Source organism: Streptomyces sp. NPDC047014, assembly GCF_040644195.1.
GTDB lineage: Bacteria > Actinomycetota > Actinomycetes > Streptomycetales > Streptomycetaceae > Streptomyces.
In genome coordinates, this window is sequence record NZ_JBEYVX010000099.1 from 1 (window position 1) to 21,263 (window position 21,263).

15 protein-coding genes and 2 pseudogenes are annotated in these 21,263 nt (G+C 71.7%); 10 read left to right on the forward strand and 7 right to left on the reverse strand.

All coding sequences use genetic code 11. The annotated features are described in order from the left end of the window. Positions 1-576 precede the first annotated feature (576 nt). Positions 577-1,026: a PTS glucose transporter subunit IIA gene (locus ABZ873_RS30160; protein WP_360878633.1), complete on the forward strand. Its 450-nt coding sequence runs from the start codon at positions 577-579 to the stop codon at positions 1,024-1,026. 74 nt (positions 1,027-1,100) lie between these two features. Beyond that, positions 1,101-2,771 carry a phosphoenolpyruvate--protein phosphotransferase gene (gene ptsP / locus ABZ873_RS30165; RefSeq protein WP_360878636.1) on the forward strand — a complete coding sequence of 557 codons (1,671 nt, stop codon included), beginning with the start codon at positions 1,101-1,103 and terminating at the stop codon, positions 2,769-2,771. Between the two features lie 77 nt (positions 2,772-2,848). On the opposite strand, the gene ABZ873_RS30170 is transcribed toward ptsP, so the two are convergent. Both ABZ873_RS30170 and ABZ873_RS30175 read right to left on the reverse strand, forming a co-directional pair. Next, a complete protein-coding gene (locus ABZ873_RS30170; RefSeq protein WP_360878639.1) occupies positions 2,849-3,712 on the reverse strand; it encodes a hypothetical protein in 864 nt (287 codons plus the stop codon). A 211-nt stretch (positions 3,713-3,923) separates the two neighbouring features. After that, positions 3,924-5,972, reverse strand: coding sequence for an acetoacetate--CoA ligase (locus tag ABZ873_RS30175; protein WP_360878642.1), 2,049 nt, complete (start codon positions 5,970-5,972; stop codon positions 3,924-3,926). A gap of 217 nt (positions 5,973-6,189) precedes the next feature. Here ABZ873_RS30175 and ABZ873_RS30180 point away from each other — a divergent pair. From ABZ873_RS30180 to ABZ873_RS30195, 4 genes and pseudogenes are all read left to right on the forward strand, one after another. Beyond that, positions 6,190-6,675 (forward strand): annotated as a pseudogene (locus tag ABZ873_RS30180) (glycosyl hydrolase); the annotation flags it as partial. Positions 6,676-8,460: 1,785 nt separating this feature from the next. Beyond that, positions 8,461-10,326, forward strand: a pseudogene (locus ABZ873_RS30185) (glycoside hydrolase family 31 protein); the annotation flags it as partial. 501 nt (positions 10,327-10,827) lie between these two features. Next, entirely contained in the window at positions 10,828-12,363 is a 1,536-nt protein-coding gene (locus ABZ873_RS30190; RefSeq protein ID WP_360878645.1) for an ATP-binding protein, read from the forward strand. A 13-nt stretch (positions 12,364-12,376) separates the two neighbouring features. Continuing rightward, a complete protein-coding gene (locus tag ABZ873_RS30195) occupies positions 12,377-15,349 on the forward strand; it encodes a Z1 domain-containing protein (protein ID WP_360878647.1) in 2,973 nt (990 codons plus the stop codon). Between the two features lie 574 nt (positions 15,350-15,923). Here ABZ873_RS30195 and ABZ873_RS30200 read toward each other — a convergent pair. Continuing rightward, positions 15,924-16,433 carry an NUDIX domain-containing protein gene (locus ABZ873_RS30200; RefSeq protein ID WP_360878650.1) on the reverse strand — a complete coding sequence of 170 codons (510 nt, stop codon included), beginning with the start codon at positions 16,431-16,433 and terminating at the stop codon, positions 15,924-15,926. A gap of 83 nt (positions 16,434-16,516) precedes the next feature. On the opposite strand from ABZ873_RS30200, the gene ABZ873_RS30205 reads away from it, so the two are divergent. From ABZ873_RS30205 to ABZ873_RS30215, 3 genes are read left to right on the forward strand one after another with little or no spacing between them, the layout of a single operon-like run. Beyond that, positions 16,517-16,855, forward strand: coding sequence for a DUF962 domain-containing protein (locus ABZ873_RS30205; protein ID WP_360878653.1), 339 nt, complete (start codon positions 16,517-16,519; stop codon positions 16,853-16,855). A gap of 42 nt (positions 16,856-16,897) precedes the next feature. Next, positions 16,898-17,401, forward strand: a complete 504-nt coding sequence (locus tag ABZ873_RS30210) for a zinc ribbon domain-containing protein (protein ID WP_360878656.1) — start codon at positions 16,898-16,900, stop codon at positions 17,399-17,401. Beyond that, positions 17,398-18,606, forward strand: a complete 1,209-nt coding sequence (locus tag ABZ873_RS30215) for a lipid-transfer protein (RefSeq protein WP_360878659.1) — start codon at positions 17,398-17,400, stop codon at positions 18,604-18,606. Before ABZ873_RS30210 ends, ABZ873_RS30215 begins: the two co-directional genes overlap by 4 nt. A 256-nt stretch (positions 18,607-18,862) precedes the next feature. Here ABZ873_RS30215 and ABZ873_RS30220 read toward each other — a convergent pair whose 3' ends face one another. From ABZ873_RS30220 to ABZ873_RS30235, 4 genes are read right to left on the reverse strand one after another with little or no spacing between them, the layout of a single operon-like run. Next, the gene (locus ABZ873_RS30220; protein ID WP_106977635.1) at positions 18,863-19,456 is read right to left on the reverse strand and encodes an ATP/GTP-binding protein; all 594 of its coding nucleotides are present in this window, start codon (positions 19,454-19,456) and stop codon (positions 18,863-18,865) included. A 13-nt stretch (positions 19,457-19,469) separates the two neighbouring features. Further along, complete coding sequence (locus ABZ873_RS30225) at positions 19,470-19,937, reverse strand: DUF742 domain-containing protein (RefSeq protein ID WP_360878663.1); 468 nt, start codon at positions 19,935-19,937, stop codon at positions 19,470-19,472. A gap of 10 nt (positions 19,938-19,947) precedes the next feature. Further along, positions 19,948-20,385, reverse strand: a complete 438-nt coding sequence (locus ABZ873_RS30230) for a roadblock/LC7 domain-containing protein (protein ID WP_030016314.1) — start codon at positions 20,383-20,385, stop codon at positions 19,948-19,950. Further along, complete coding sequence (locus tag ABZ873_RS30235) at positions 20,382-21,074, reverse strand: hypothetical protein (protein ID WP_360878666.1); 693 nt, start codon at positions 21,072-21,074, stop codon at positions 20,382-20,384. The genes ABZ873_RS30230 and ABZ873_RS30235 overlap by 4 nt, the downstream gene beginning before the upstream one ends. Between ABZ873_RS30235 and ABZ873_RS30240 the strand changes: the two genes are divergently transcribed. Next, positions 21,066-21,263 (forward strand): hypothetical protein (locus tag ABZ873_RS30240; protein ID WP_360878669.1); only part of this gene is annotated, 198 nt, incomplete at its 3' end. The genes ABZ873_RS30235 and ABZ873_RS30240 overlap by 9 nt on opposite strands.

Below are 21,263 nucleotides of genomic sequence, written 5' to 3' on the forward strand. Positions count from 1 at the left end.
TTCTGGCGTTGATTTTTGGCACGCTGTTGAGTTCTCAAGGAACGGACGCTTCCTTCGTACTCACCCTCGCGGGTTTTCCTCCGGGCTTTCGTTCTACTGTGTTGCTTTGTTCTTGCGTTTCCGACTCTATCAGACGTTTTCCGTGTCTGATTTCCTCGGTGCTTTCCAGGTCTTCGCTTTCGCGTTTCCCTTTCCGGCGGTCCCGACTCTATCAGTCCTTTTCCGTCTCCCTCACCACTCGCCGTGCATACCGAAAGGGCATACGGGAAAGCATGGGGATCGAGATGAGAACGAAGGAGGTGGGTCCCGTCCATCAGCCGTTCGCGAGATGTTCACACGGGGCTTCCTGGCGGGAGTGACGACAGTACAGGCCCCGGGGGTGCCCAAGCAAATCGAATCAGGCGTATGGTCTAGTCCACCGGTCTAGTCCACTAGTCTCCGTGCCGAAGGGCCAGCCCGGATCGGGACCTACATCGGGCGAACCCGAACATCTCGTGACTTATCCTTCGCAAGAGTACGCCGTCCACAACAGGCAGTGACGGCGACACATCAGAGCCCCACCCCTGGGAGGCCCCCATGACCAGCGTGACGTCCCCACTCGCCGGGCGTGCCATCGGACTCGCGGCAGTGCCCGATCCGGTGTTCTCCGGAGCGATGGTGGGACCGGGCACCGCTATCGACCCCGTACGCGAGCCTTCGGAGGCGGTGGCCCCCGTCGACGGTGTGGTCGTCTCCCTCCACCCGCACGCGTACGTGGTCGTCGACAGCGAGGGCCACGGTGTGCTCACGCACCTCGGAATCGACACGGTGCAGCTCAACGGCGAGGGCTTCGAGCTCCTGGTCAACAAGGGCGACACCGTGACCCGCGGCCAGGCCGTCATCCGCTGGAACCCCGCCGCGGTCGAGGCCGCCGGCAAGTCCCCGATCTGCCCCGTCGTGGCGCTCGAAGCCACCGCGGAGTCCCTGTCCGAGGTCGTCGAATCCGGTGACGTGAAGACCGACGACCTTCTTTTCGGCTGGCAGTGACGCTTTCGCCCCGCGGGGGCGAGTCGGACATCCACCGCGGCGGCCACGGCCGCCGCTCAATCGGAGACGGTGAAATGGAGACAACGCTGCGAGGCGTCGGCGTGAGCCACGGGGTGGCGATCGGCGAGGTGCGGCACATGGGCACGGCGGTCCTCGAACCGCCGGCCAGGCAGATCACCGCGGACGAGGCGGCGCGCGAACAGGGGCGCGCCCGTCAGGCCGTGAGTGCCGTGGCGGCGGACCTCATGGCGCGCGGCCAGCTGGCGGGCGGCGAGGCCCAGCACGTGCTGGAGGCCCAGGCGATGATCGCCGAGGACCCCGAGCTGATGGCGGACGTGGACCGGCGCATCGCCGTCGGCAGCACCGCCGAGCGCGGTGTGTACGACGCGTTCGCCGCCTACCGCGATCTGCTCGCGGGTGCGGGCGAGTACATGGCCGGGCGGGTGGCCGACCTGGACGACGTACGCAACCGCATCGTGGCGCGGCTGCTGGGCGTGCCGATGCCCGGCGTGCCCGACAGCGACGAGCCGTACGTACTGATCGCGCGGGACCTGGCTCCCGCCGACACGGCGCTGCTGGACCCGGCGCTGGTGCTCGGCTTCGTCACCGAGGAGGGCGGGCCGACCAGCCACAGCGCCATCCTCGCCCGCGCGCTCGGGGTGCCGGCGATCGTGGCCCTTCCGGGGGCCGGTGAGATCGCCGAGGGCACCGTGATCGCGGTGGACGGCAGCACGGGTGACCTGTTCGTGGAGCCGACGCCGGAGAAGCGGGCCGAGCTGACGGCCGCGGCCGCCGAGCGCAGGGCGGCGCTGGCCGCCTCCTCCGGTCCGGGCGCGACTTCCGACGGCCACAAGGTGCCGCTGCTGGCGAACGTCGGCGGTCCGGCGGACGTGCCGGCGGCCGTCGAGGCCGGGGCGGAGGGCGTGGGCCTCTTCCGTACCGAGTTCCTGTTCCTGGACGACAGCAAGAAGGCGCCGTCCGAGGAGAAGCAGGTCGAGTCCTACCGCAAGGTGCTCGAAGCCTTCCCCGAGGGGCGGGTCGTCGTCCGGGTGCTCGACGCCGGTGCCGACAAGCCGCTGGACTTCCTGACGCCGGCCGACGAGCCGAACCCGGCGCTCGGTGTGCGCGGGCTGCGTTCGCTCCTGGACCACCCGGAGGTGCTGCGTACGCAGCTCACCGCGCTGGCCAAGGCGGCGCAGGGCCTCCCGGTGTACCTGGAGGTCATGGCACCGATGGTCGCGGACCGGGCCGACGCCAGGGCGTTCGCCGACGCCTGCCGCGAGGCGGGGCTGAAGGCGAAGTTCGGCGCGATGGTGGAGATCCCCTCCGCGGCGCTGCGGGCGCGCTCGATCCTTCAGGAGGTCGAGTTCCTGTCTCTGGGCACGAACGACCTGGCCCAGTACGCCTTCGCGGCGGACCGGCAGGTCGGCGCCGTCTCCCGGCTCCAGGACCCGTGGCAGCCCGCGCTGCTGGACCTGATCGCCATGTCGGCCGAGGCCGCCAAGGCGGAGGGCAAGAGCTGCGGTGTCTGCGGTGAGGCGGCTGCCGACCCGCTGCTGGCCTGTGTGCTGACCGGTCTGGGTGTCACCTCCCTCTCGATGGGTGCGGCGTCGATTCCGTATGTGCGGGCGACGCTCGCCAAGCACACGCTGGCCCAGTGCGAGCGCGCCGCCGCGGCCGCCCGCGCGGCGGACAGTGCCGAGGAGGCCCGGGTCGCCGCGCAGGCGGTGCTGTCCGGCGAGTGACCACTCGCCGGTGTGGTTGAGGTGTGGTGCGGATCGAGGGGCCTTCGCCGGTGGCGGGGGCCCCTCGGCCCGTTCTGTCAGTGGTGCGGGCCGGGCTCGTCCACCTCGTAGCCCGGGCAGTACTCGACGCCCGGTTCGGGTGGGACGGGGTCACCGGTGTCCGCGTCCGTGCAGTAGGCGTTGAAGACGGCGGCCGCCGTCAGGACGGTGAGGCGGCCGCGGTCCAGGCGCCAGCCGTGGACCCGGTCCCCCTGTCCTTCTCTCGCGGTCCTGACCACGAGCCCGCCCGGTCCGCCGAGGGCGAGGCCCGCCGCGAGGACGGTGACGAAGTCGAGGCTCTGGCCCGGGTCGATACGGGGTGGGGCCTCGGCGTCCTCGGTGGTCTCGGCGTGGAGGACGGCGACGAGCTGTTCGTCCTCCGTCGGGACGCTGCACACGAAGTGGTGGTGCCCGGGGCCGGCGCCGGCCACGAGGCGCTTGAGGGTGTCGGCGGCCCGGTCGAAGGACGCGTGGCCGATGTCCTCCCCGCAGTCGGCGCAGCGGCCCACCCCGGCGAGGACGGCAGTGGCGTACTCCCAGGTGGCGCGGCGGACGGCCTCATCCGCGAGGAGCGGGACGAGCTCGTCGAGGGGCTGGCCGGTGTAGGGCATGACGGTCCCGCTGCCGGCCAGCTCCGCGGTGAAGCGGGTACGGGCCTCCGGGGTGTCCGGGTCCAGGCCGCTTTCCCCGCAGTACTCGGCGTACTCCTCGGGGTCGAAGAGCGCGACGGTGGTGTGGAGGCCCCGGGCCGCGAGGGAGCGGAGCAGGGCCTCGACGTCCTGGAGGTAGTCCGGGTAGTCGGAGGGGCGGTCGAAGGTGAAGCTGCGGTAGCCGCACATGGCCGCGAAGTCCGCCGGGTCGGCCAGGAGGCCGAGGGTGCCGGGGACCTCGCGGCGCAGCATGCGGCGCCGGTCAGCGGGTGCGGGGCGGTCCGGACGGTCTGGGATGTCCGGACGATCCTGGCCGTCCTGGCGATCCGGACGGTCCGGGCCGGGTGTGCTGGTCTGGTGGCTGCTGGTGTCGTTCCTGCGTGGCATGGCTCCCCCTGAATGTCGCAATCACTTGCTCACTCAGAGTAATCATCGCCACTGACAGTCACCCCCGGGCGCCCGCTCAGCCCCGGGTGCGGGCCAGTTCCTCGTAGAAACCGAGCAGGTCGATGTTGTCCACCGAGCCCGGGTTGACCGCCTTGGCCAGTGGTGTGCCCTGGAGGAGGCGCTTGACCGGGACCTCGATGCGCTTGCCCGTGAGCGTGTGCGGGATGGCCGGGACCTCGATGATCTCGTCGGGGACATGGCGCGGGGACAGCTCCTCGCGGATGGTCGCCTTGATCCGCGCGCGCAGGTCGTCGTCGAGGGTGGCCCCCGGGGCGAGGTGCACGAAGAGCGGCATCCAGTAGCCGCCGTTCGCCTCCTCCAGGCCGATGACCAGGGATTCCTTGATCTCGGGGAGGCGTTCGACGGCCTCGTAGATGTCGGCGGAGCCCATTCGGACGCCCTGGCGGTTGAGCGTGGAGTCGGAGCGGCCGTGGATGATCACCGAGCCGTGGTCGGTGATCGTGATCCAGTCCCCGTGCCGCCAGACGCCCGGGAACATCTCGAAGTAGCTGTCGCGGTAGCGGCTGCCGTCGGGGTCGTTCCAGAAGCGGATCGGCATGGACGGCATGGGGTTGGTGACGACCAGCTCGCCGACCTCCCCGACGACCGGCTTGCCGGACGGGTCCCAGGACTGGAGGTCCGTACCGAGGCAGGCGGCCTGGAGCTCACCGATGTGCACGGGGAGGGTGGGGACGGCGCCGGCGAAGCAGCTGCACACGTCGGTGCCGCCGCTGACGGAGGCGATCCACAGGTCCTCCGCGACCTCCTCGTGCAGCCAGCGGAAGCCGTCCGGCGGGAGCGGGGAGCCGGTGGTGGCGACGCACTTGACGGCGGAGAGGTCGAAGTCGCGGGAGGGGTGGACACCGGCCTTGCGGCAGGCCATGACGTAGGCGGCGGAGGTGCCGTAGACGGTGGCCCGGGTGCGCTCCGCGATGCGCCACTGGGCGCCGGTGTCGGGGTAGCCGGGGCTGCCGTCGTACAGGACGATCGTCGTGCCGGTGAGGAGGCCGGAGATGAGGAAGTTCCACATCATCCAGCCGGTGGAGGTGTACCAGAAGAACCGGTCGTCCGGGCCGAGGTCGCAGTGCAGCCCGATCTGCTTGAGGTGTTCGAGGAGGATGCCGCCCTGGGACTGGACGATGGCCTTGGGCAGGCCGGTCGTACCGGAGGAGTACAGCACCCACAGCGGGTGGTCGAAGGGGACCGGCTCGAAGACGGGCTCGGTGTCCGCGGCGGTGAGGGCCGACCAGTCGAGGGCGCCTTCGGGGGCGGGCGTACCGAGGAGCGGGATGTGGACGACGGCGCGCAGGGAGGGCAGCTCGGCGCGGAGTTCGGCGACGGTGTCGCGGCGGTCGTGCTCCTTGCCGCCGTAGCGGTAGCCGTCGACGGTGAAGAGGACGACGGGCTCGACCTGCTGGAAGCGGTCGAGGACGCTCCGCGCGCCGAAGTCGGGGGCGCAGGAGGTCCAGACCCCGCCGACGGCGGCGGTGGCGAGGAAGGCGATGGCGGCGTGCGGGATGTTGGGGAGGTAACCGCTGACGCGGTCGCCGGGGCGTACGCCGAGGGCGCGCAGCTCGGCGGCGAGTGAGCCGACCTGGCGGCGGAGCTCGGACCAGGTGACGGGGACCACCTCGTGGGTCTCGTCCACGTACAGCAGGGCCGCGTCGTCGGCGCGGGCCGTGTGCTCGGAGGCGCGCAGGGCGTGCTCGGCGTAGTTGAGGGTGGCGCCGGTGAACCAGCGGGCGCCGGGCATGGAGCGGTCGGCGAGGACGGACTCGTAGGGGGTGGTGAAGCGGACGGCGAACCAGTGGGCGACGGCTTCCCAGAAGGTGTCGAGCTCGTCGACGGACCAGCGGTGCAGGGCGGCGTAGCCGCCTTCGGCCGGGGCTCCGTAGCACATGGCGGCCCATGCCTGGAAGGTGGTGATCCGGGCCTGGGAGATCCGGTCGGGGCCGGGGGTCCAGAGGGGTTCCGGGTGGCCGGGGTGGCCGGGGTGGCCCGAGTGGCCGAGGTGGCCCGGCTGGGCCGGCTGCTCGGGCTGCTCCGGCTGCGTGGCTGAGGTCATGGGTCGGCTCCCGGTCAGGTCTGCGGCTCGCGCGTTATGTGCGTACGGTGCCGGCCGCGCGGGGGTGCGTGCGGCGGCTGACAGGGACGATGCCATGTGATCGACGGCTGCACCAGGTCCGACCTGGCCGGTGGGGTGGGGGTACCGGGGCGTGCTCCGGGTGAACGGCAGTTGAACGGCGCCCTCGGGGGTGGGCGGCGGTGGCAGGGTGATCGGCATGGACGGTCGTGAGCTGGTGCGTGCGGTGCGGGACCTCGGTCGGGACTTCGGTCGGGACATCGGTACGGAGCGGGGGCGGCGCACGTGGCTCGCGGCGTGGCGCCGCCGGCGCGCGGACGCGGCGGGGCTCCCGCGCCGGGGCGCGGAGCGGGCGCGCGTACCGGGTCTGCTGATCGGTACGGAGCCCAGGCCGGGCGGGGGCGTACTGCGCTTCGCTCGCGCGGAACTCCAGGTACGGGTCCTGACGGGCGGGGTGGTGTTCTGGGCCTGGGACGGCGCGGGCCCGACCCCGTCGTACGCGCTGACGGGCACCGGCCCGGAACCGGACCCGCGCGCGTCCCTGGAACCGGACACGGGGGGCGGCTGGCGGGTGGTGTCGGAACGCGTGACGGTGGCGGTCTCCCGCACGGGCGCGATGGAAATCCGCACCCCGGGCGGCACGGTCCTGCGACGGGAGTCCCCGCCGCGGTGGTGGGATGCGGTGGATCGCGCCGACGCCGAGGGGGGCGGGGCGGGTGAGACCGCGGGGGCGGATGCGGCAGCTGGGGCGCGGAGCACCGCTGGCGCGGGCGGAACGGCGGGGGCGCGTGGGTCCCGGGTCGATGCCGAGGCGGGCGGTACCGCCAGGGGCGGGGCGGCCGCCGGTATGGGAGCGGCCTTGACCGCCGAGAGCGGGCAGACCCCCGGCGCGGACGCGGCTGTGGGCACCGGGGCAGGGGGTGGCTCCGCCGGGGGTGGGATGGACGCCGGCGACGGTGTGGCTTCGGGCGCAGGAGGGCCGGGGGCTTCGGGTGGCGGGGCCACCTCCGGCGCGGGCATGCGCGGGCCCGCCGGGTACGGGACGGCCCATGGCCCGTCGGCACACGGAGGCTTGGGGGCGGGAACAGACCACCCCGCCTGGAGTGGGCCCGCCACCGGCGCAGGCACGGCCGGGACTTCCGAGGATGGGGCGGCCGACGGTTCGAAGGGGCCCGGAACTCCTGTGGCGGGGACAGGCGGGACCACTGAGGGCGAGGCAGCGACCGCCGGAAGCGGAACGGCTCACGGGACATGCGCGGTCGGAGACGCCGGGGCGGCACCTGGATCCGACAGGGAGGGGCCTGGCTCCGGGGCGGACGCCAGTGGCCGGGGCGCGGTGGCGCTCGGGAACGGCCTCGCGGACCCTGGGGCCCGCAGCGGGACGGACGGGACCGGGTGCGCCGGGTACGAGACAGGGGCCGGCGGAGCGGGAACAGTCGTGGGCGACGCTCTGTGTGGCGGCATGACTTCCCGCGAGGACAGCGCAAGGGGCCGGGAACCGGGGGTGGTGTCCCTCGGCATCGATGGAGGAGGGAGTACGCCCTCCGCGCCGGCGGCGCTGGCACCTGCGGAGTGCGAGGCCGGGGCGCCGCCCGGAGGCGTGGTGACGGACGGCAGGACCGTCGACTTGGCCGGAGCCGGGAACGGAAACACCGCCCCTGGGGGCGCGGTGGACAGCGGGGCAGCGGCTAGCCTCGGCGCCGGCCCGGCCGAGCCCGGGGTGGACGGGGCCGCACAGCCTGGGGCCCGCTTCGACGGTGCCGGGACCGGAGCGGGCGTCTGGGCCGACGCCGGTGGTACGGAAGCCGGAGGCGGAGCCGACTTCGGTCCGGCCTCGGCCGGGTCCGGGGTGAACGCAGCCGCCCAGCCTGGGCGCCTCTTCGACGGCGCCGAGACCGGAGCGGGCTCCGTTACGGGCACCTGGGCAGGAGCCGACTCCGTTGGTAAGAGGGACGGAGGCGGAGCCGACTTCGGTCCGGCCTCGGCCCAGCCCGGGGTGGACGGAGCCGCCCAGGCCGGGCCCCGCTTCGACCGTGCCGGGACCGGAGCGGGCTCCGGTACGGGCGCCTGGGCCGGAGGCGGCACCGGTGGTGCCGGGGCCGGAGCCGACTCCGGTGGTGCCGGGGCCGGAGCCGACTCCGGTGGTGCGGGGGCCGCAGGCGGAGTTGGCTTCGGTGCAGCCTCGGCCGGCCTCGGCACCGGGGCAGGCGCCCCGGCCGGAGGGGCCGAGGTCCGGGTGGACTCAGGCGCCGGGCCCGGAGCTGGCTTCGCCGGGACCGGGGCTGGGCCCGGCCGAGGCGGGGCGGGGGCCGGGCCCGGAGCTGGCTTCGGCGGAAGCGGGAGCGGGACCGGGAGCGCGACCGGAACCGGCCGAGGCGGGACCGGCGCCGAACCCGGCCGAGGCGGGGCGGGAGCCCGCGTCGCCGCTTCCGCCACGCCGCCCGGCGGGGTCGGTGTCGGCCCCGCCCCCCGGTGGCTGGTGCGGAGTGAGGTCGGGGCCGATGCGCGGTTCTTCGGGCTCGGGGGCAGGGCCGGCGGGCCCCGGTTGCGGGACGGCGCGTACCGGCTCTGGAACACCGACCCCAAGGGGGCCTTCGGGCCCGGCGACGATCCGCTGTATCTGACCATGCCCGTCCAGCTGGTCGTCGCCGACGCCGGTACGCACCTCGTCTTCCACGACAACACCTGGGACGGCCGCGTCATCCTGCGCGAGGGCGAGGAGGGCGGCGGCTCCGGCCAGGACCGGCCCGGGTCCAGTGAACTCCGTATGGAGGGCGGCCCGTTGCGGTGCTGGGTGTTCGTGGGGACCCCCGCGCGCGTGCTGCAGGGCTGGGCGGCGCTCACCGGTGCGCCGGCCGTGCCGCCGGAGTGGGCGCTGGGCTATCAGCACGCCCGGTGGGGGTTCGGGAGCGCGGAGGAGGTGCGGCGCGTGGTCGCCGGGTACGTGTCGCGGGGGATCGCGCTGTCCGCCGTACACCTCGACATCGACCACTTCGACGCGCACCGCGTGTTCACCGTGGACGAGGAGAAGTTTCCCGATCTGCCGCAGCTGGCAGGCGAGTTGAGGGAGCAGGGCGTACGGCTCGTGTCGATCGTGGACCCGGCCGTGAAGACCGGCGACGCGCTGCACGCCGCCGGGCTCGGTGTCGGGGCGGGCGGGGCCTTTGTACGGGACGCGCAGGGGCGGGAGGTGCGCGGGGAGGTCTGGCCGGGCGAGTGCGCGTACCCGGATTTCACGGATCCGGCGGTGCGGGAGTGGTGGGGCGGGCTGTACGAGGAGCGACTCGGGCAGGGCTTCGCCGGCTTCTGGCACGACATGAACGAGCCGGTGTCCTTCACGGCGTTCGGGGACAACACGCTGCCGCGGTCGGCGCGCCACGCGATGGACGGCGCGGGCGGCGACCACCGCGAGGCGCACAACGTGTACGCGCTCGCGATGGCGCGCGCCGGCTGGGAGGGCCTGACGCGGCTGCGGCCGGCGGACCGGCCGTTCCTGTTCTCCAGGTCGGGCTGGGCGGGCATGCAGCGCTACGGGGGCACCTGGTCGGGGGATGTGGAGAGCAGCTGGGAGGGGCTGCGGGCGTCGCTGGCGCTGGTGCTGGGGATGGGGCTGTGCGGGGTGCCGTACTCGGGGCCGGACGTGGGCGGCTTCGGGGGCTCGCCGTCGCCGGAGCTGTATGTGCGGTGGCTGGAACTGGGCTCCTTCCTCCCGCTGTTCCGTACGCACTCGGCGATCTGGGCGGGGCGGCGGGAGCCGTGGGAGTTCGGGGCGGAGGCGGAGACCCGTGCACGGGCGGTACTGGCCGAACGGGAGCGGCTGCGCCCGTACTTCGTGTCCCTCGCGCATCTGGCACGGCGTACGGGCGCCCCGTACGTACGGCCGGTGTGGTGGGGCTCGCCGGAGGACCGGCGGCTGCGGGACTGCGAGGACGCGTTCCTGCTGGGCGACGCGCTGCTGGTGGCGCCGGTGCTGGAGCACGGGGCGGACCGGCGTGCGGTACGCCTGCCCCGCGGCCGGTGGTACGACACGGCGACCGGGGCGGCGTACGAGGGCCCGGGCCAGATCCTCCTGGACGCCCCCCTGGGCCGCACCCCGGTCCTGGCCCGCGCGGGCGCGATCCTCCCGATCCGCACCACGCCGGATGCCCCGGTCACCCTGGAGGCATGGGCCCCGGCGCGCGGCGCCACGGGCGGCGGCCTGATCATCCACGACCCGGACCCGGGACCCGGCACGCCGGCGGCGGAGCGGTACACGGTGCGGTGGGCCGGGGACGCGGTGGCGGTGGAGGCCGAGGGGGGCGGGGTTGTGGAGGGGGCGGTGATCCGAGGGGTGTAGGCGCGGTCCCCGGCGCCGACGGACCGGTACAGGCAGCTGACCGCTCAGCGAGGATCCGGGCGGGCCGCGAGCCGACCCACGGGTGGACGCTGGTCCGGGGGCGTTGTTTCCGGCGCAGGATCGCTCCTCGCGCCGACGGGCCCGTGCGATCGGCCGACCGCTCAGCGACGCAACCACGCCCCCTGACGGAGCGGTCGGAGGCAGCCGGGTAGTCCGCCGCACCGCAGAGCTGTCTGCCCGGGCAGCCCGGCTCAGCGGAATGCCTCGGACTGGCGCACAGCGAAGAGTCCTAGAAGAACTCCGCCTGATCAGCCATCTCTTCCTCTTCGTCCCCCACCCTCGTCGGCACCATTTACGTCGAGAGGGGCGCAACCACTATTCGGTATCGTCTCCCCTGACCAGGGGGACTGAAGTACGGTCATACCTGTCCATCACACTCTTGGTCGCCACCTGGGCTGGTTCTGTCCGCTCAGCGCTGCCCTGGTCACCCATGCGAGTTCCATGCCTTACGAGCCGGATGCCGACTGGCAGTACGACGTCCCCACCAGCGGCAGCAAGCGGCTCCCACCTGACTCCGGGTATGCCGAGGCCCTCCGGAACCAGGGGTACGGGTTCGAGGTCGCCGTTGCCGACCTCATCGACAACTCCCTTGATGCGGGGGCTAGTCACATCGTCATCCACTTCCTCCGCGATGACGACCGGCTCCTCAACCTGCTCATCGTCGACAACGGTCGAGGTATGAACGACCCCGGTCTTGATGCTGCCATGACCGTCGGCCGCCGCCGCGCATATGGCAGTAACGCCCTTGGTATGTACGGAACCGGTCTCAAGGCAGCGTCGCTCTCGCACGCCGACGCGCTCACCCTCGTCAGCAAGACCAAGACCAGCCGCGCTGCGGGACGCCAGCTGACCTCCTCGTCCCTCGCCGACGACTACCGCTGCGACACCGTCACCCCCGACTACGCCCAGTCCCTCCTCGACCGTTACGACGGAATCATCGAGTGGCAGGGCACGGTCGTGCGGTGGGACCGGGTCAGGACCTTCGAGACCGTGGAGGTCAGTCAGACCGACCGCTTCCTCTCTGAAGCTGTCCAGAGGCTGGAAACCCACCTCGGCCTCTATCTCCACCGGTTTCTGGGAAGCGGCAGTGTCCGAATCGACATCGCTGTAGAGAACGTGCACACCCGGGAACTCCTCGACAGCGTTGAGGTCGAACCGCTCGACCCTTTCAACTACAAGGTTCCGGGCAAGGCTGGCTATCCTCGTACGTTCACCGCACCGGTCGAAGGCGTCGGGGACGTGAAGTTGACAGCCCATATCTGGCCGCCCAAGTCCCCTCGCGCGGAATACAAGCTCATCGGCCCTTTGGCTGACCGTCAGGGCTTTTACTTCTACCGTAACGACCGTCTGGTCCAGGCCGGTGGTTGGAACGGCCAACGGGGCGCGTCAGAGGGGCATCTCAACCTCGCCCGTATCGCTGTCGATCTCCCCTCACGGCCGAATCAAGTCTTCAGTCTCACCGTGAAGAAGGAAGGCATCAACGCAACGCAGGCATTCGCCCGCGGAGTCGAGAAGGCCGTGGACGCGAGGGGCCGCACGTTCCGCAACTTCCTCGAAGACGCGGAAGCCGTGTACCGCGAGGGGGCCTCCCGCACCGAGATCAAGCGCAGGGCGGTCATTCCCCCCGGCAAGGGCCTCTCTCCGACGGTGAAGCGCGTCATTCAGGAGGAACTACCGGAGAAGTCGGGTGAGGACCCGATTATCTTTTCCTGGGTCTCGCTCCCCGAGGACCGCTTCTTCGAGCTTGACCGCGAGAACCGCGTGATCCTGCTCAACAAGAGCCACCGCGACATCTTCACCCTAGGCCAGCGCAGCGGCTCCAACGACGCTCCGGTAGCCAAGACCTTCCTCTATCTGTTGGTCGAGGAGTTGTTCGGGTTCACCCGCTGGGAGAAAAAGCGAAGCGACCAGCTCAACTACTGGAACGTGATCCTGCTCGCTGCCGTAGACGCCCAACGTGATCGTTTGAACCACTGAAGGACGGCCCCCTGTGACCGACGCACTGCTGGAAATCCATACCGCTGTCCTGGGTGGAATGACCCGCGGCCCGAAACCGTTCGCTTCCCGGGCAGAGGCCGAGGCGGAGGACTTTCCCTCCGTCGACCTCACGGACACCTCCTTCCGCCAGCGCCTATCCGACGAGGCGGATCCTCTCACCGCCCTTTGGGAGCGCAAGCTCACCTCATGGGACTTCGAGGAGCGGGCAGCCTGGGCCACTACGCCTGCTCGTACTCACGAACGCCGCGCGGAGATCTATAGCCGCCTCGGCTTCGAAGACAGCGTGCGCAAGGCTCTCACAAACGCCGCCGTGGTCTCCAGCAGCCCCGGACACACCACCATCACCGCGGACTTCACCCCCTGGTACACCAGGGAGCGCGCGGCGGCACGGGCTTTCTACTGGCCAGCCTACGAAAAGCGGCTGCGCGCCAAGGGCTGGAGCAGCGAGGCAATCTCTGGCCTAGACGAGGCAAGCCGGGCGGTTGTCGAGCGACTCACGGACCCCGAGCAAGTGGCGCGCCGGCAGGCGCGCGGCCTGGTTGTCGGCTATGTCCAGTCCGGCAAAACGGCCAATTTCACCGGTGTCACCGCCAAGGCCATCGACGCCGGCTACCGCCTGGTCATCATCCTCGGCGGCACCCTGAACCTGCTGCGCAAGCAGACCCAGCGCCGTCTCGATATGGAGCTCATCGGCCAGGAGAACATCCTGCGTGGGGCTGACCCCGAGGACCTCGATTCGCTGGTCGGAATCGACTACATCGGCGACGACGAGGAGTGGCCTAAGTTCGTCTCGCACGGCGGCCGCCCTTCCGCCCTCCACGCCTTCGACATCGAACGCCTCACCACCCGCGACCGGGACTATCAGAGCCTCCTTCAGGGCATTCGTGGCATCGAGTTCGAAAAGCGCGAGCGCGGCCTGCCGCTGTACGACCCGCGCAACCTCCATCACGCGGACGCTCGTGTCATGGTCGTCAAGAAGAACAAATCCGTCCTCGACAAGCTGATCAAGGACCTCAAGCAGATCCAGAGCCTCCTCGGTGAACTCCCGGCACTGATCATCGACGACGAGTCTGATCAGGCGTCGGTCAACACCACCGACCCGAGCAAATGGGCAGCAGACCGCCCCAAGCGGACGGCCATCAACTCCCGCATCGCCCAGTTGCTGTCGCTGCTCCCGCGTTCCCAGTACATCGGATACACCGCGACCCCGTTTGCCAACGTCTTCATCGACCCGAGCGATAGCGAGGACATCTTCCCCAAAGACTTCCTGATCTCGCTCCCGCGTCCCGAGGGCTATATGGGCGTCCAGGAATTCCACGACCTGGACTCCCCCACCCCACAGGGCGAGCGTACATACGCCAACTCACGCGCCAAGGCCCACGTCCGTGGCATCTACTCGCAGGATGAGATCGACGACGGGTCCATGCAGGCAGCCATGGACACGTTCGTCCTCACAGGCGCGATGAAGCTCTACCGCGCGGCTCGCGGAGTCCCCGAAGGCCCGTATCGACACCACACCATGTTGGTCCATGAATCCGTGCGCAAGGATGACCACGCTGAGCTCTCTCGGCGCCTGAACACCATGTGGCTGCAATCCGGCTACACCACGAGCTCTCATGGGCACGAGCGCCTGGCCGCCCTCTTCCAGCACGATGTCCTTCCGGTCACCCGTGCCCGCGCCGCCGACCTGCCGGCTCCATCCTCCTATGACGACCTCCGCCCCTACGTGATCCAGGCATGCAGCCTGATCCGCAAGGGTGGCAATCCCGTCGTCATCGTGAACGGCGACAGCGACAAGTTCTTCGACCAGCTCGACCTCGACTTCGACCGTCAGCCTCACGTCTGGAAGATTCTCGTCGGCGGCACCAAGCTCTCTCGCGGCTTCACCGTCGAGGGCCTGACGGTCACCTACTACCGCCGCACCACCCAGCAGGCCGACACCCTCATGCAAATGGGCCGCTGGTTCGGATTCCGCCCCGGATACCAGGACCTCGTCCGCCTCTACATCAGCCGCGCGGAGAAGCTGACGAAGGCGAGCAAGTCCACGGTAGATCTCTACGAGGCATTCGAGGCCATCTGCCTCGATGAGGAGACCTTCCGCGACCAGCTCGCCCAGTACGCCGAGCTTGGCGAAGATGGCCAGCCACTCGTCACTCCACAGCAGATCCCGCCGCTCGTCTCCCAACACCTGCCCTGGCTCAAGCCCAGCAGCCGGACGAAGATGTACAACGCCCAGATCGAGGAGATTGCCAGGCCGGGGCAGATCATCGAGCCCACGGCTCACCCAACGAACCAGATCGATCTGGCCCATAACACCGAGCTGTGGCTTCCGCTGCTCCGGGGCCTTTCACCAACGCCGGTGACCTTCACAACCTTCGACGAGCCCCGGGACAAGACTCACCGCCTCACCGCGCTGACGACAACGGTCTCTCATACCGACCTCATGCAGGTTCTCGAGAACCTTCGTTGGTGGAATGCCACCCCCTTCCTGCCCCATCTGCGCTTCCTCCGCGAGGTCACCAAGAACTCCCACCTTATCGACGACTGGTTGTTGATCACCCCTCACTACCTGGACGCCCACCGCGGCACGTCAGCGAGTGTGCGCGGCTCAGTTCCGTTGGCCCTCTCAAAGCGCAAGCGCCGTCGCGTCCAGATCTTCGGATACATCAGCGACGCGAAGCACCGTGATGCGGCCCGACGCATCGCCCGCGCCCTACCGCCGACCTCAGACCCGGTGACGGAGGAGTTCTCGCGAGAACGACGCGGAGCGATCCTCCTCTATCCCGTCATCGAGGAAGAACCGTCGGCGGTCGTGCGGAACGGGGAAGTGGCGCCCGGGCACGTCGCCATGGTCTTCTCGCTCGTGGCGCCGGCATCCACAGTGGGAGCTGGACGAGCCCCCATCACTTTCAGCCCCATTGACAAGAGCCGTTCCGACTCACCCATCGTTGACACGACCGCCTGACGCCGGGGCCGACGGCTCCGTGGCGGGGCATGGGGGCGTGACTCCACAGATGTGCGCGTGCCTGCCGCCGTGCCCCGTGATCCGTGATCCGGAAACCTGCCGCGGTGAACTCTTCCCTGGTGCTCACCTCGATGGTGCCGAGCTCCCGGAGACCGCCCCCTTGGGGACGTACACGGGAACGCCCAGCCTCCCAAAAAGGGTCCGGGCGTCGGCCGCTTGACGTCGACGGCTCGCGCACGCAGGGCCTCGATCACGCGGCAGCGAGGATCCGAGGAGCGGGTGCTGGGCGGTGAGGCGGCGGGTGGACGCGAGCGCGGCCGTTCTGGGTTCACCGAGGGCGGCGCTGTCGAAGCCGGTGTTTCCCCTCGCTGGGGTGCAGGTCCGTCCAGGCGGGGTGCTCAGCGAGGCATGCCTGGAGCTCCACCTTTACGAACTCCTCAAAGGCAGCCCATGCCGCCTCCATCGTGCAGGGCCCTGAGGTGCCGCCATGCCGGTCGAGTATCTGCTGGAACGCTGCGGCGCTGGACCTCCAGTGGATGGGCATGCCGACTGGTCAGGCACCCAGGCGGCCGGATCAGGAGTAAGCCCCCGCGAACCAGGAAGCCGCCGCCTGGGTGTGGAGGGGGAAGGCCAGGGGGGACGGGGTGTGGAGGAGGTGCCAGCCTGTGGTTTCTGGGGTGGGGTGGGAGGGGGGAAGGGTGTGGGACGGGCGGGGTGGGAGGAGGCCGAAGAGGAGGAGGTGGCCGGCGGGGGAGCTCAGGGCGTCGGCCAGGGTGACGTCCTCGGCCGGGGCGATGATGCCGGTCTCCTCGCGCAGTTCGCGGACGACCGCCTCGCGCCAGTCCTCGCCGAAGTCGATGAAGCCGCCGGGGAGGGCGATGCCGCCGAGGGCCGGTTCGATGGTGCGGGTGATGACCACCAGGCCCGTGCCCTCCGCGTCCTCGACCGGGAGGAGGGTGACCGCCACCGGGAGCGGGTTGCGGTAGGCGGTCGAGGCGCACGAGGGGCAGGTGCGGGGCCAGGTGGTGGTGTCGTAGGGGGCTCCGCAGGTGGAGCAGTGGGAGTCCCTCAGGTGTGCCGGCATGGCGTGATCGTATGCCAAGGGGGTGGCGAGCGGCCCCGGTTGGGGAGCTGTCGGTCCGGGGTGGGCGTGGGTAGCGTGCCCGCATGACATTCGGTTCGTACGAGGAGTTCTGGCCGTACTACGTCGCGATGCACTCCCGGGCCGCCACCCGCTGGGTGCACCTCACCGGCACGCTCACCGGGCTGGCGCTGGCCGGGTACGGGGTGGTGCGCGGCCGGCCGCGCTGGCTGGCGGCCCTGCCGCTGATCGGGTACGGGACGGCCTGGCCCGCGCACTTCCTGATCGAGGGGAACAACCCGGCGACCTTCGGGCATCCGGCCTGGTCCCTGCGCGGGGACGCGCGGATGATCCGGATGATGCTGGCCGGGCGGGACGCGGAGCTGGACGAGATCGCCCGGAAGTGGCTCGCCGAGAACGGGTGAGTCCGCCCTTCCCCCGTGGCACACTCCCCGAGAGAAGTGCTGATGGATCGTCAGATCTGGAGCTGGGGAGGGGCCTTGGAGTCGCAGCGCATTCCCGTCGTGAGCGGGTGGTTCAGCGAGTCGGCGGTCGGGGGCGGCGGTGAGGAGTTCCGGCTGCTCGGGACGCGGTGTTCCGGGTGCGGCGCCGTGTTCTTCCCGCGCGAGGACGCGTACTGCCGCAATCCGCGGTGCCCCGGGGGCGGGGAGCTCGTCGAGGTGCCGCTGTCGCGGCGGGGGCGGGTCTGGTCCTACACCGACGGGCGGTACCGGCCGCCCGCGCCGTACGTGTCCGACCCGGCCGTGCCCTGGGAGCCGTACACCCTGGTCGCCGTGGAGCTGGAGGCCGAGGGGATGGTGGTGCTGGGGCAGGCCGTGCCCGGGGTCACCGTGGCCGATCTGGCGGTCGGCATGGAGGTCGAGGTGGTCGGCGGGGTGCTCGACGAGGATCCCGCGACCGGAACGGCCCGCACCACCTGGCGGTTCCGCCCCCTCGGCGGTGCGCGGTGAGTGCCGATGTCGCGGTCCTCGGGGCCGGGATGCACCCCTGGGGCAAATGGGGCCGCAGCTTCGTCACGTACGGGCGGACCGCCGCGCGCGAGGCGCTGGCCGACGCCGGGGTCGGCTGGGCGGAGGTGGACTCGGTCGTCGGGGCCGACACCGTGCGCTCCGGGTACCCGGGATATGTCGCCGGGGCCACCTTCGCGCGCGCCCTGGGCTGGCAGGGGGCGCGGGTGACCAGCGTGTACGCGGCCTGCGCCTCCGGCGCCCAGGCGATCGCGGCGGCCCGGGCGCAGATCCTGGCCGGGCTGGCCGAGGTGGTGCTCGTGGTGGGCGCGGACGCGGCGCCGAAGGGGTTCTTCGCGCCCGCCGGGGGCGAGCGGCCGGACGATCCGGACTGGCTGCGCTTCCGCGTGCTGGGCGCCACGAACCCGGCGTACTTCGCGCTCTACGCCCGGCGCCGGATGGCCCTGCACGGGGACACCCTGGAGGACTTCGCGCGGGTCAAGGTGAAGAACGCGGCGGCCGGGCGGCTCAATCCGTACGCCCGCTACCGCACGGCGGTGACCGCCGAGGAGGTGGCCGCCTCCCCCGTGGTGGCGGATCCGCTGCGGCTGCTGGACATCTGCGCCACCTCCGACGGGGCCGCCGCGCTGGTGCTGACCAGCATGGATTTCGCGCGGGCCCGGGGCGTGGCCGACCCGGTGCGGATCCGGGCCGTGTCCACGGTGACGCCCACGTACCCGCGGACCGTGCTGGATCTGCCCGACATCGCCACCGACTCCACCACGGCGGTCACGGACCCGCCGGCCGGCGGCCCCGCGCGCGCCTCCTTCCGTACCGCCATCGCCCGCGCCGCCTACGAGGAGGCGGGGATCGGGCCGGAGGACCTCTCGCTCGCCGAGGTGTACGACCTGTCCACCGCGCTGGAGCTGGAGTGGTACGAGGACATCGGCCTGTGCGCCGAGGGCGAGGGGGCCGAGCTGCTGCGCGAGGGAGCGACCGCCCTCGGCGGCAGGATCCCCGTGAACACCAGCGGCGGGCTGGGCTCGTTCGGGGAGGCCGTTCCGGCGCAGGCCATCGCCCAGGTGTGCGAGCTGACCTGGCAGCTGCGCGGTACGGCCGGGGAGCGGCAGGTGCCCGGGGCACGTACCGGGATCAGCGCCAACCAGGGGCTGTTCGGGCACGGTTCGGCGGTGGTCGTGGTGCGCTGAGCGGTTCCCGCCGCCGGGACGCTTGACGGCCCCGTGCGGCGGGTTCACACTCGCTCCACGGTCCCGCGCCGCGACCGGGACCCCGGAACCCCCCGTGAGAGCTGCGGCCCGTACCCCAGTCGGCGGGGGTACGGGCCGCCTCCATGACGAGCCGCGCGGCGAAGGCCCCGACGAGAACCCCGGTGAGGGCCCCGGCGAAGGCCCCGGTGAGGGCCCCGGCGAAGGCCCCGGCGAAGGCCCCGGCCGGAGCCCCCGGTCAGGCCCCCGCGGACAGGCTGCGGCGCCGTTCGCGCGCCAGGGACATCGCGTGCTCCACGACCCCCACCAGCACGTCCTTCACGGACTCCCGGTCCCGCGCGTCGCACAGCAGCACCGGCACCCCGGGGTCGAGGTCCAGCGCCGTGCGTACGGTCACCACCGGGTGGCGGTCCGCGCCGTCGAAGCAGTTCACCGCCACCACGAACGGGATGCCGCGCCGCTCGAAGTAGTCGATGGCGGCGAAGCAGTCGGCGAGCCGGCGGGTGTCCGCGAGGACCACCGCGCCGAGCGAGCCCTGGGCCAGCTCGTCCCAGAGGAACCAGAACCGGTCCTGTCCGGGCGTGCCGAACAGGTACAGCACCAGGTCCTCGCGGAGCGTGATGCGCCCGAAGTCCATGGCCACGGTCGTGGTGCTCTTGCCCTCCACTCCCCCGGTGTCGTCGACGCCGACACCGGGTTCGGAGAGCCGTTCCTCGGTCCGCAGGGGTCTGATCTCGCTGACCGCGCTGACGAGGGTGGTCTTGCCCACCCCGAAGCCGCCCGCGACCAGGATCTTCAAGGTCAGCGGTTCGACAGGCGACACCGCGTGCATGGCACCGGTGCGGCTAAAGCGCCCGAAGGCCATCGATCACCTCACGCAGAATGGATTCATCGGGCAGTTCCGCCGGGGGTACCGGCCTGGTCACGTGGACCAGTTCCTCATCGGTCAGGTCACCGATGAGGACCCGGACGACCCCGACCGCGAGGTCGAGGTCGGCCGCGAGTTCGGCGACCGACTGGGGCCGCTCCCGGCACAGCCCGAGGATGTGGGCGTGTTCCGGGGAGAGGGTCATGTCCCAGACTGGATCGTCGGCCGCCGGTTCGGCGACGACGAGCGCGATCAGGTCCAGACGGTGCTGGCCCGCGTGGCTGGTGCGCCCGCGGGTCATGGCGTACGGGCGGACCACCGGGCCCGCCTCGTCGTCGAACCAGTGCGCGTGGTCGGGGTCGGGGGCGGAGAGGTCGGGGTCGGACGGGTCGAAGGGAAGGCCGGCCCGGAGGCCGGCGGGGTGATCCTGGCCTGATTCGCTCATGCCGTCCGTCTCACCCTCCGGCTGGCAGCCCGGTGCGTGGGGCGGTCGCCAGGTGGTCCCCCACGCGCTTGACCATGAGCGTCATCTCGTACGCGACCTGGCCCACGTCGGAGTCGGCGTCGGCGAGCACGGCGAGGCAACTGCCGTCGCCCGCGGCCATGACGAAGAGGAACGCCTCGTCGAGCTCGACCACCGTCTGGCGGACCCGGCCGGAGTCGAAGTGCCGGCCGACGCCCTTGGCGAGGCTGTGGAAGCCGGAGGCCACGGCGGCCAGGTGCTCGCTGTCCTCGCGGGTCAGGTCCTTGGAGCTGCCGGTGGGCAGGCCGTCGCCGGAGAGGACCACGGCCTTGCGGATGGAGCCGACCCGGTCGACGAGCTCGTCGAGGAGCCAGTTGAGCGGGCCGGAGCCGCGGCCCCTGGTGTCGTTGCCGGTCTGCGGTGCGGTCATCGACCGTCCCCTTCGTTCTCGTTCGCGGGACCGCCGGGGCTGGTGCCCGCCTCGGTCGCCGACTGCTGCTGTGCGTGCTGGTTGCGGCCCGCCGTCCAGCCACGCTGGAGTGCGGACATGCGCGTGCGTACGTCTTCCGCGTCGCGGTCGGCCCCCTGGTCAGCGGGGGCTTCGGCGGATGCGGAGGACGGGGACTGCTTGAGCTGGGGTGCCAGGCTGGCCTGGCGGATACGGCGCGGCAGCCCGCCGGTGCCCGGACCGGGCGACGGCTGCGCCTCCTCGGCCCCGGCCGCGCCGGCGGACCCGGTACGGCGGACCACCGACACCGGGCGGGGCTCCACCCGGCGGCCGTGGTCGGCGACCAGGGTCGGGGCGGGACGGCGGCGCGGCAGCGGCACGGCTCCCGCCGAGCGGGGGCCGTCGGGGCGCGGGGACTCGGGGTGCGAGGCGTCGAGCCGGACCGGCCCCGTCGGGGTGTGCGGCTCGCGGCCGCGGTCGCCGGGGCGGGAGCCGTTCCGTTCGGCGTTCCGTTCGGCGTGCCGCTCCCCGTGGGCGCGGTCCGCCGGGCGCAGGCCGAGCAGGGCGCTGCGGGGGGTGCCGTTCGGCGGGGTCTCGTCGTCGAGGGTGGCCATGGCCGGGCGGGCGCCGCCGGGGCGTCCCAGGGCCGCGGCGGGGTCCTCGTGCAGCACCGCGGGGTCGTCGAGGCCCTCCAGGCCGTGCCCGGCGAGCGGGGCCTCCAGCTCGACGGGGCCGCGCAGTTCGCCGGTGGGCAGCGGGCGGGAGCCTTCGGCCTGACGGCGCCGACCAGCGCGCAGACACCCGAGCCGATGACCAGGCTCCCCAGCAGGACCAGGGCCACGCCGACCAGGAACAGCCCG

Coding starts and splice junctions, on each gene's coding strand:
- ABZ873_RS30160 (WP_360878633.1), top strand. CDS start 577: ATGACCAGCGTGACGTCCCCACTCGCCGGGCGTGCCATCGGACTCGCG.
- ptsP (WP_360878636.1), top strand. CDS start 1,101: ATGGAGACAACGCTGCGAGGCGTCGGCGTGAGCCACGGGGTGGCGATC.
- ABZ873_RS30170 (WP_360878639.1), bottom strand. CDS start 3,712: ATGCTGCGCCGCGAGGTCCCCGGCACCCTCGGCCTCCTGGCCGACCCG.
- ABZ873_RS30175 (WP_360878642.1), bottom strand. CDS start 5,972: ATGACCTCAGCCACGCAGCCGGAGCAGCCCGAGCAGCCGGCCCAGCCG.
- ABZ873_RS30190 (WP_360878645.1), top strand. CDS start 10,828: ATGCCTTACGAGCCGGATGCCGACTGGCAGTACGACGTCCCCACCAGC.
- ABZ873_RS30200 (WP_360878650.1), bottom strand. CDS start 16,433: ATGCCGGCACACCTGAGGGACTCCCACTGCTCCACCTGCGGAGCCCCC.
- ABZ873_RS30205 (WP_360878653.1), top strand. CDS start 16,517: ATGACATTCGGTTCGTACGAGGAGTTCTGGCCGTACTACGTCGCGATG.
- ABZ873_RS30210 (WP_360878656.1), top strand. CDS start 16,898: ATGGATCGTCAGATCTGGAGCTGGGGAGGGGCCTTGGAGTCGCAGCGC.
- ABZ873_RS30220 (WP_106977635.1), bottom strand. CDS start 19,456: ATGCACGCGGTGTCGCCTGTCGAACCGCTGACCTTGAAGATCCTGGTC.
- ABZ873_RS30225 (WP_360878663.1), bottom strand. CDS start 19,937: ATGAGCGAATCAGGCCAGGATCACCCCGCCGGCCTCCGGGCCGGCCTT.
- ABZ873_RS30230 (WP_030016314.1), bottom strand. CDS start 20,385: ATGACCGCACCGCAGACCGGCAACGACACCAGGGGCCGCGGCTCCGGC.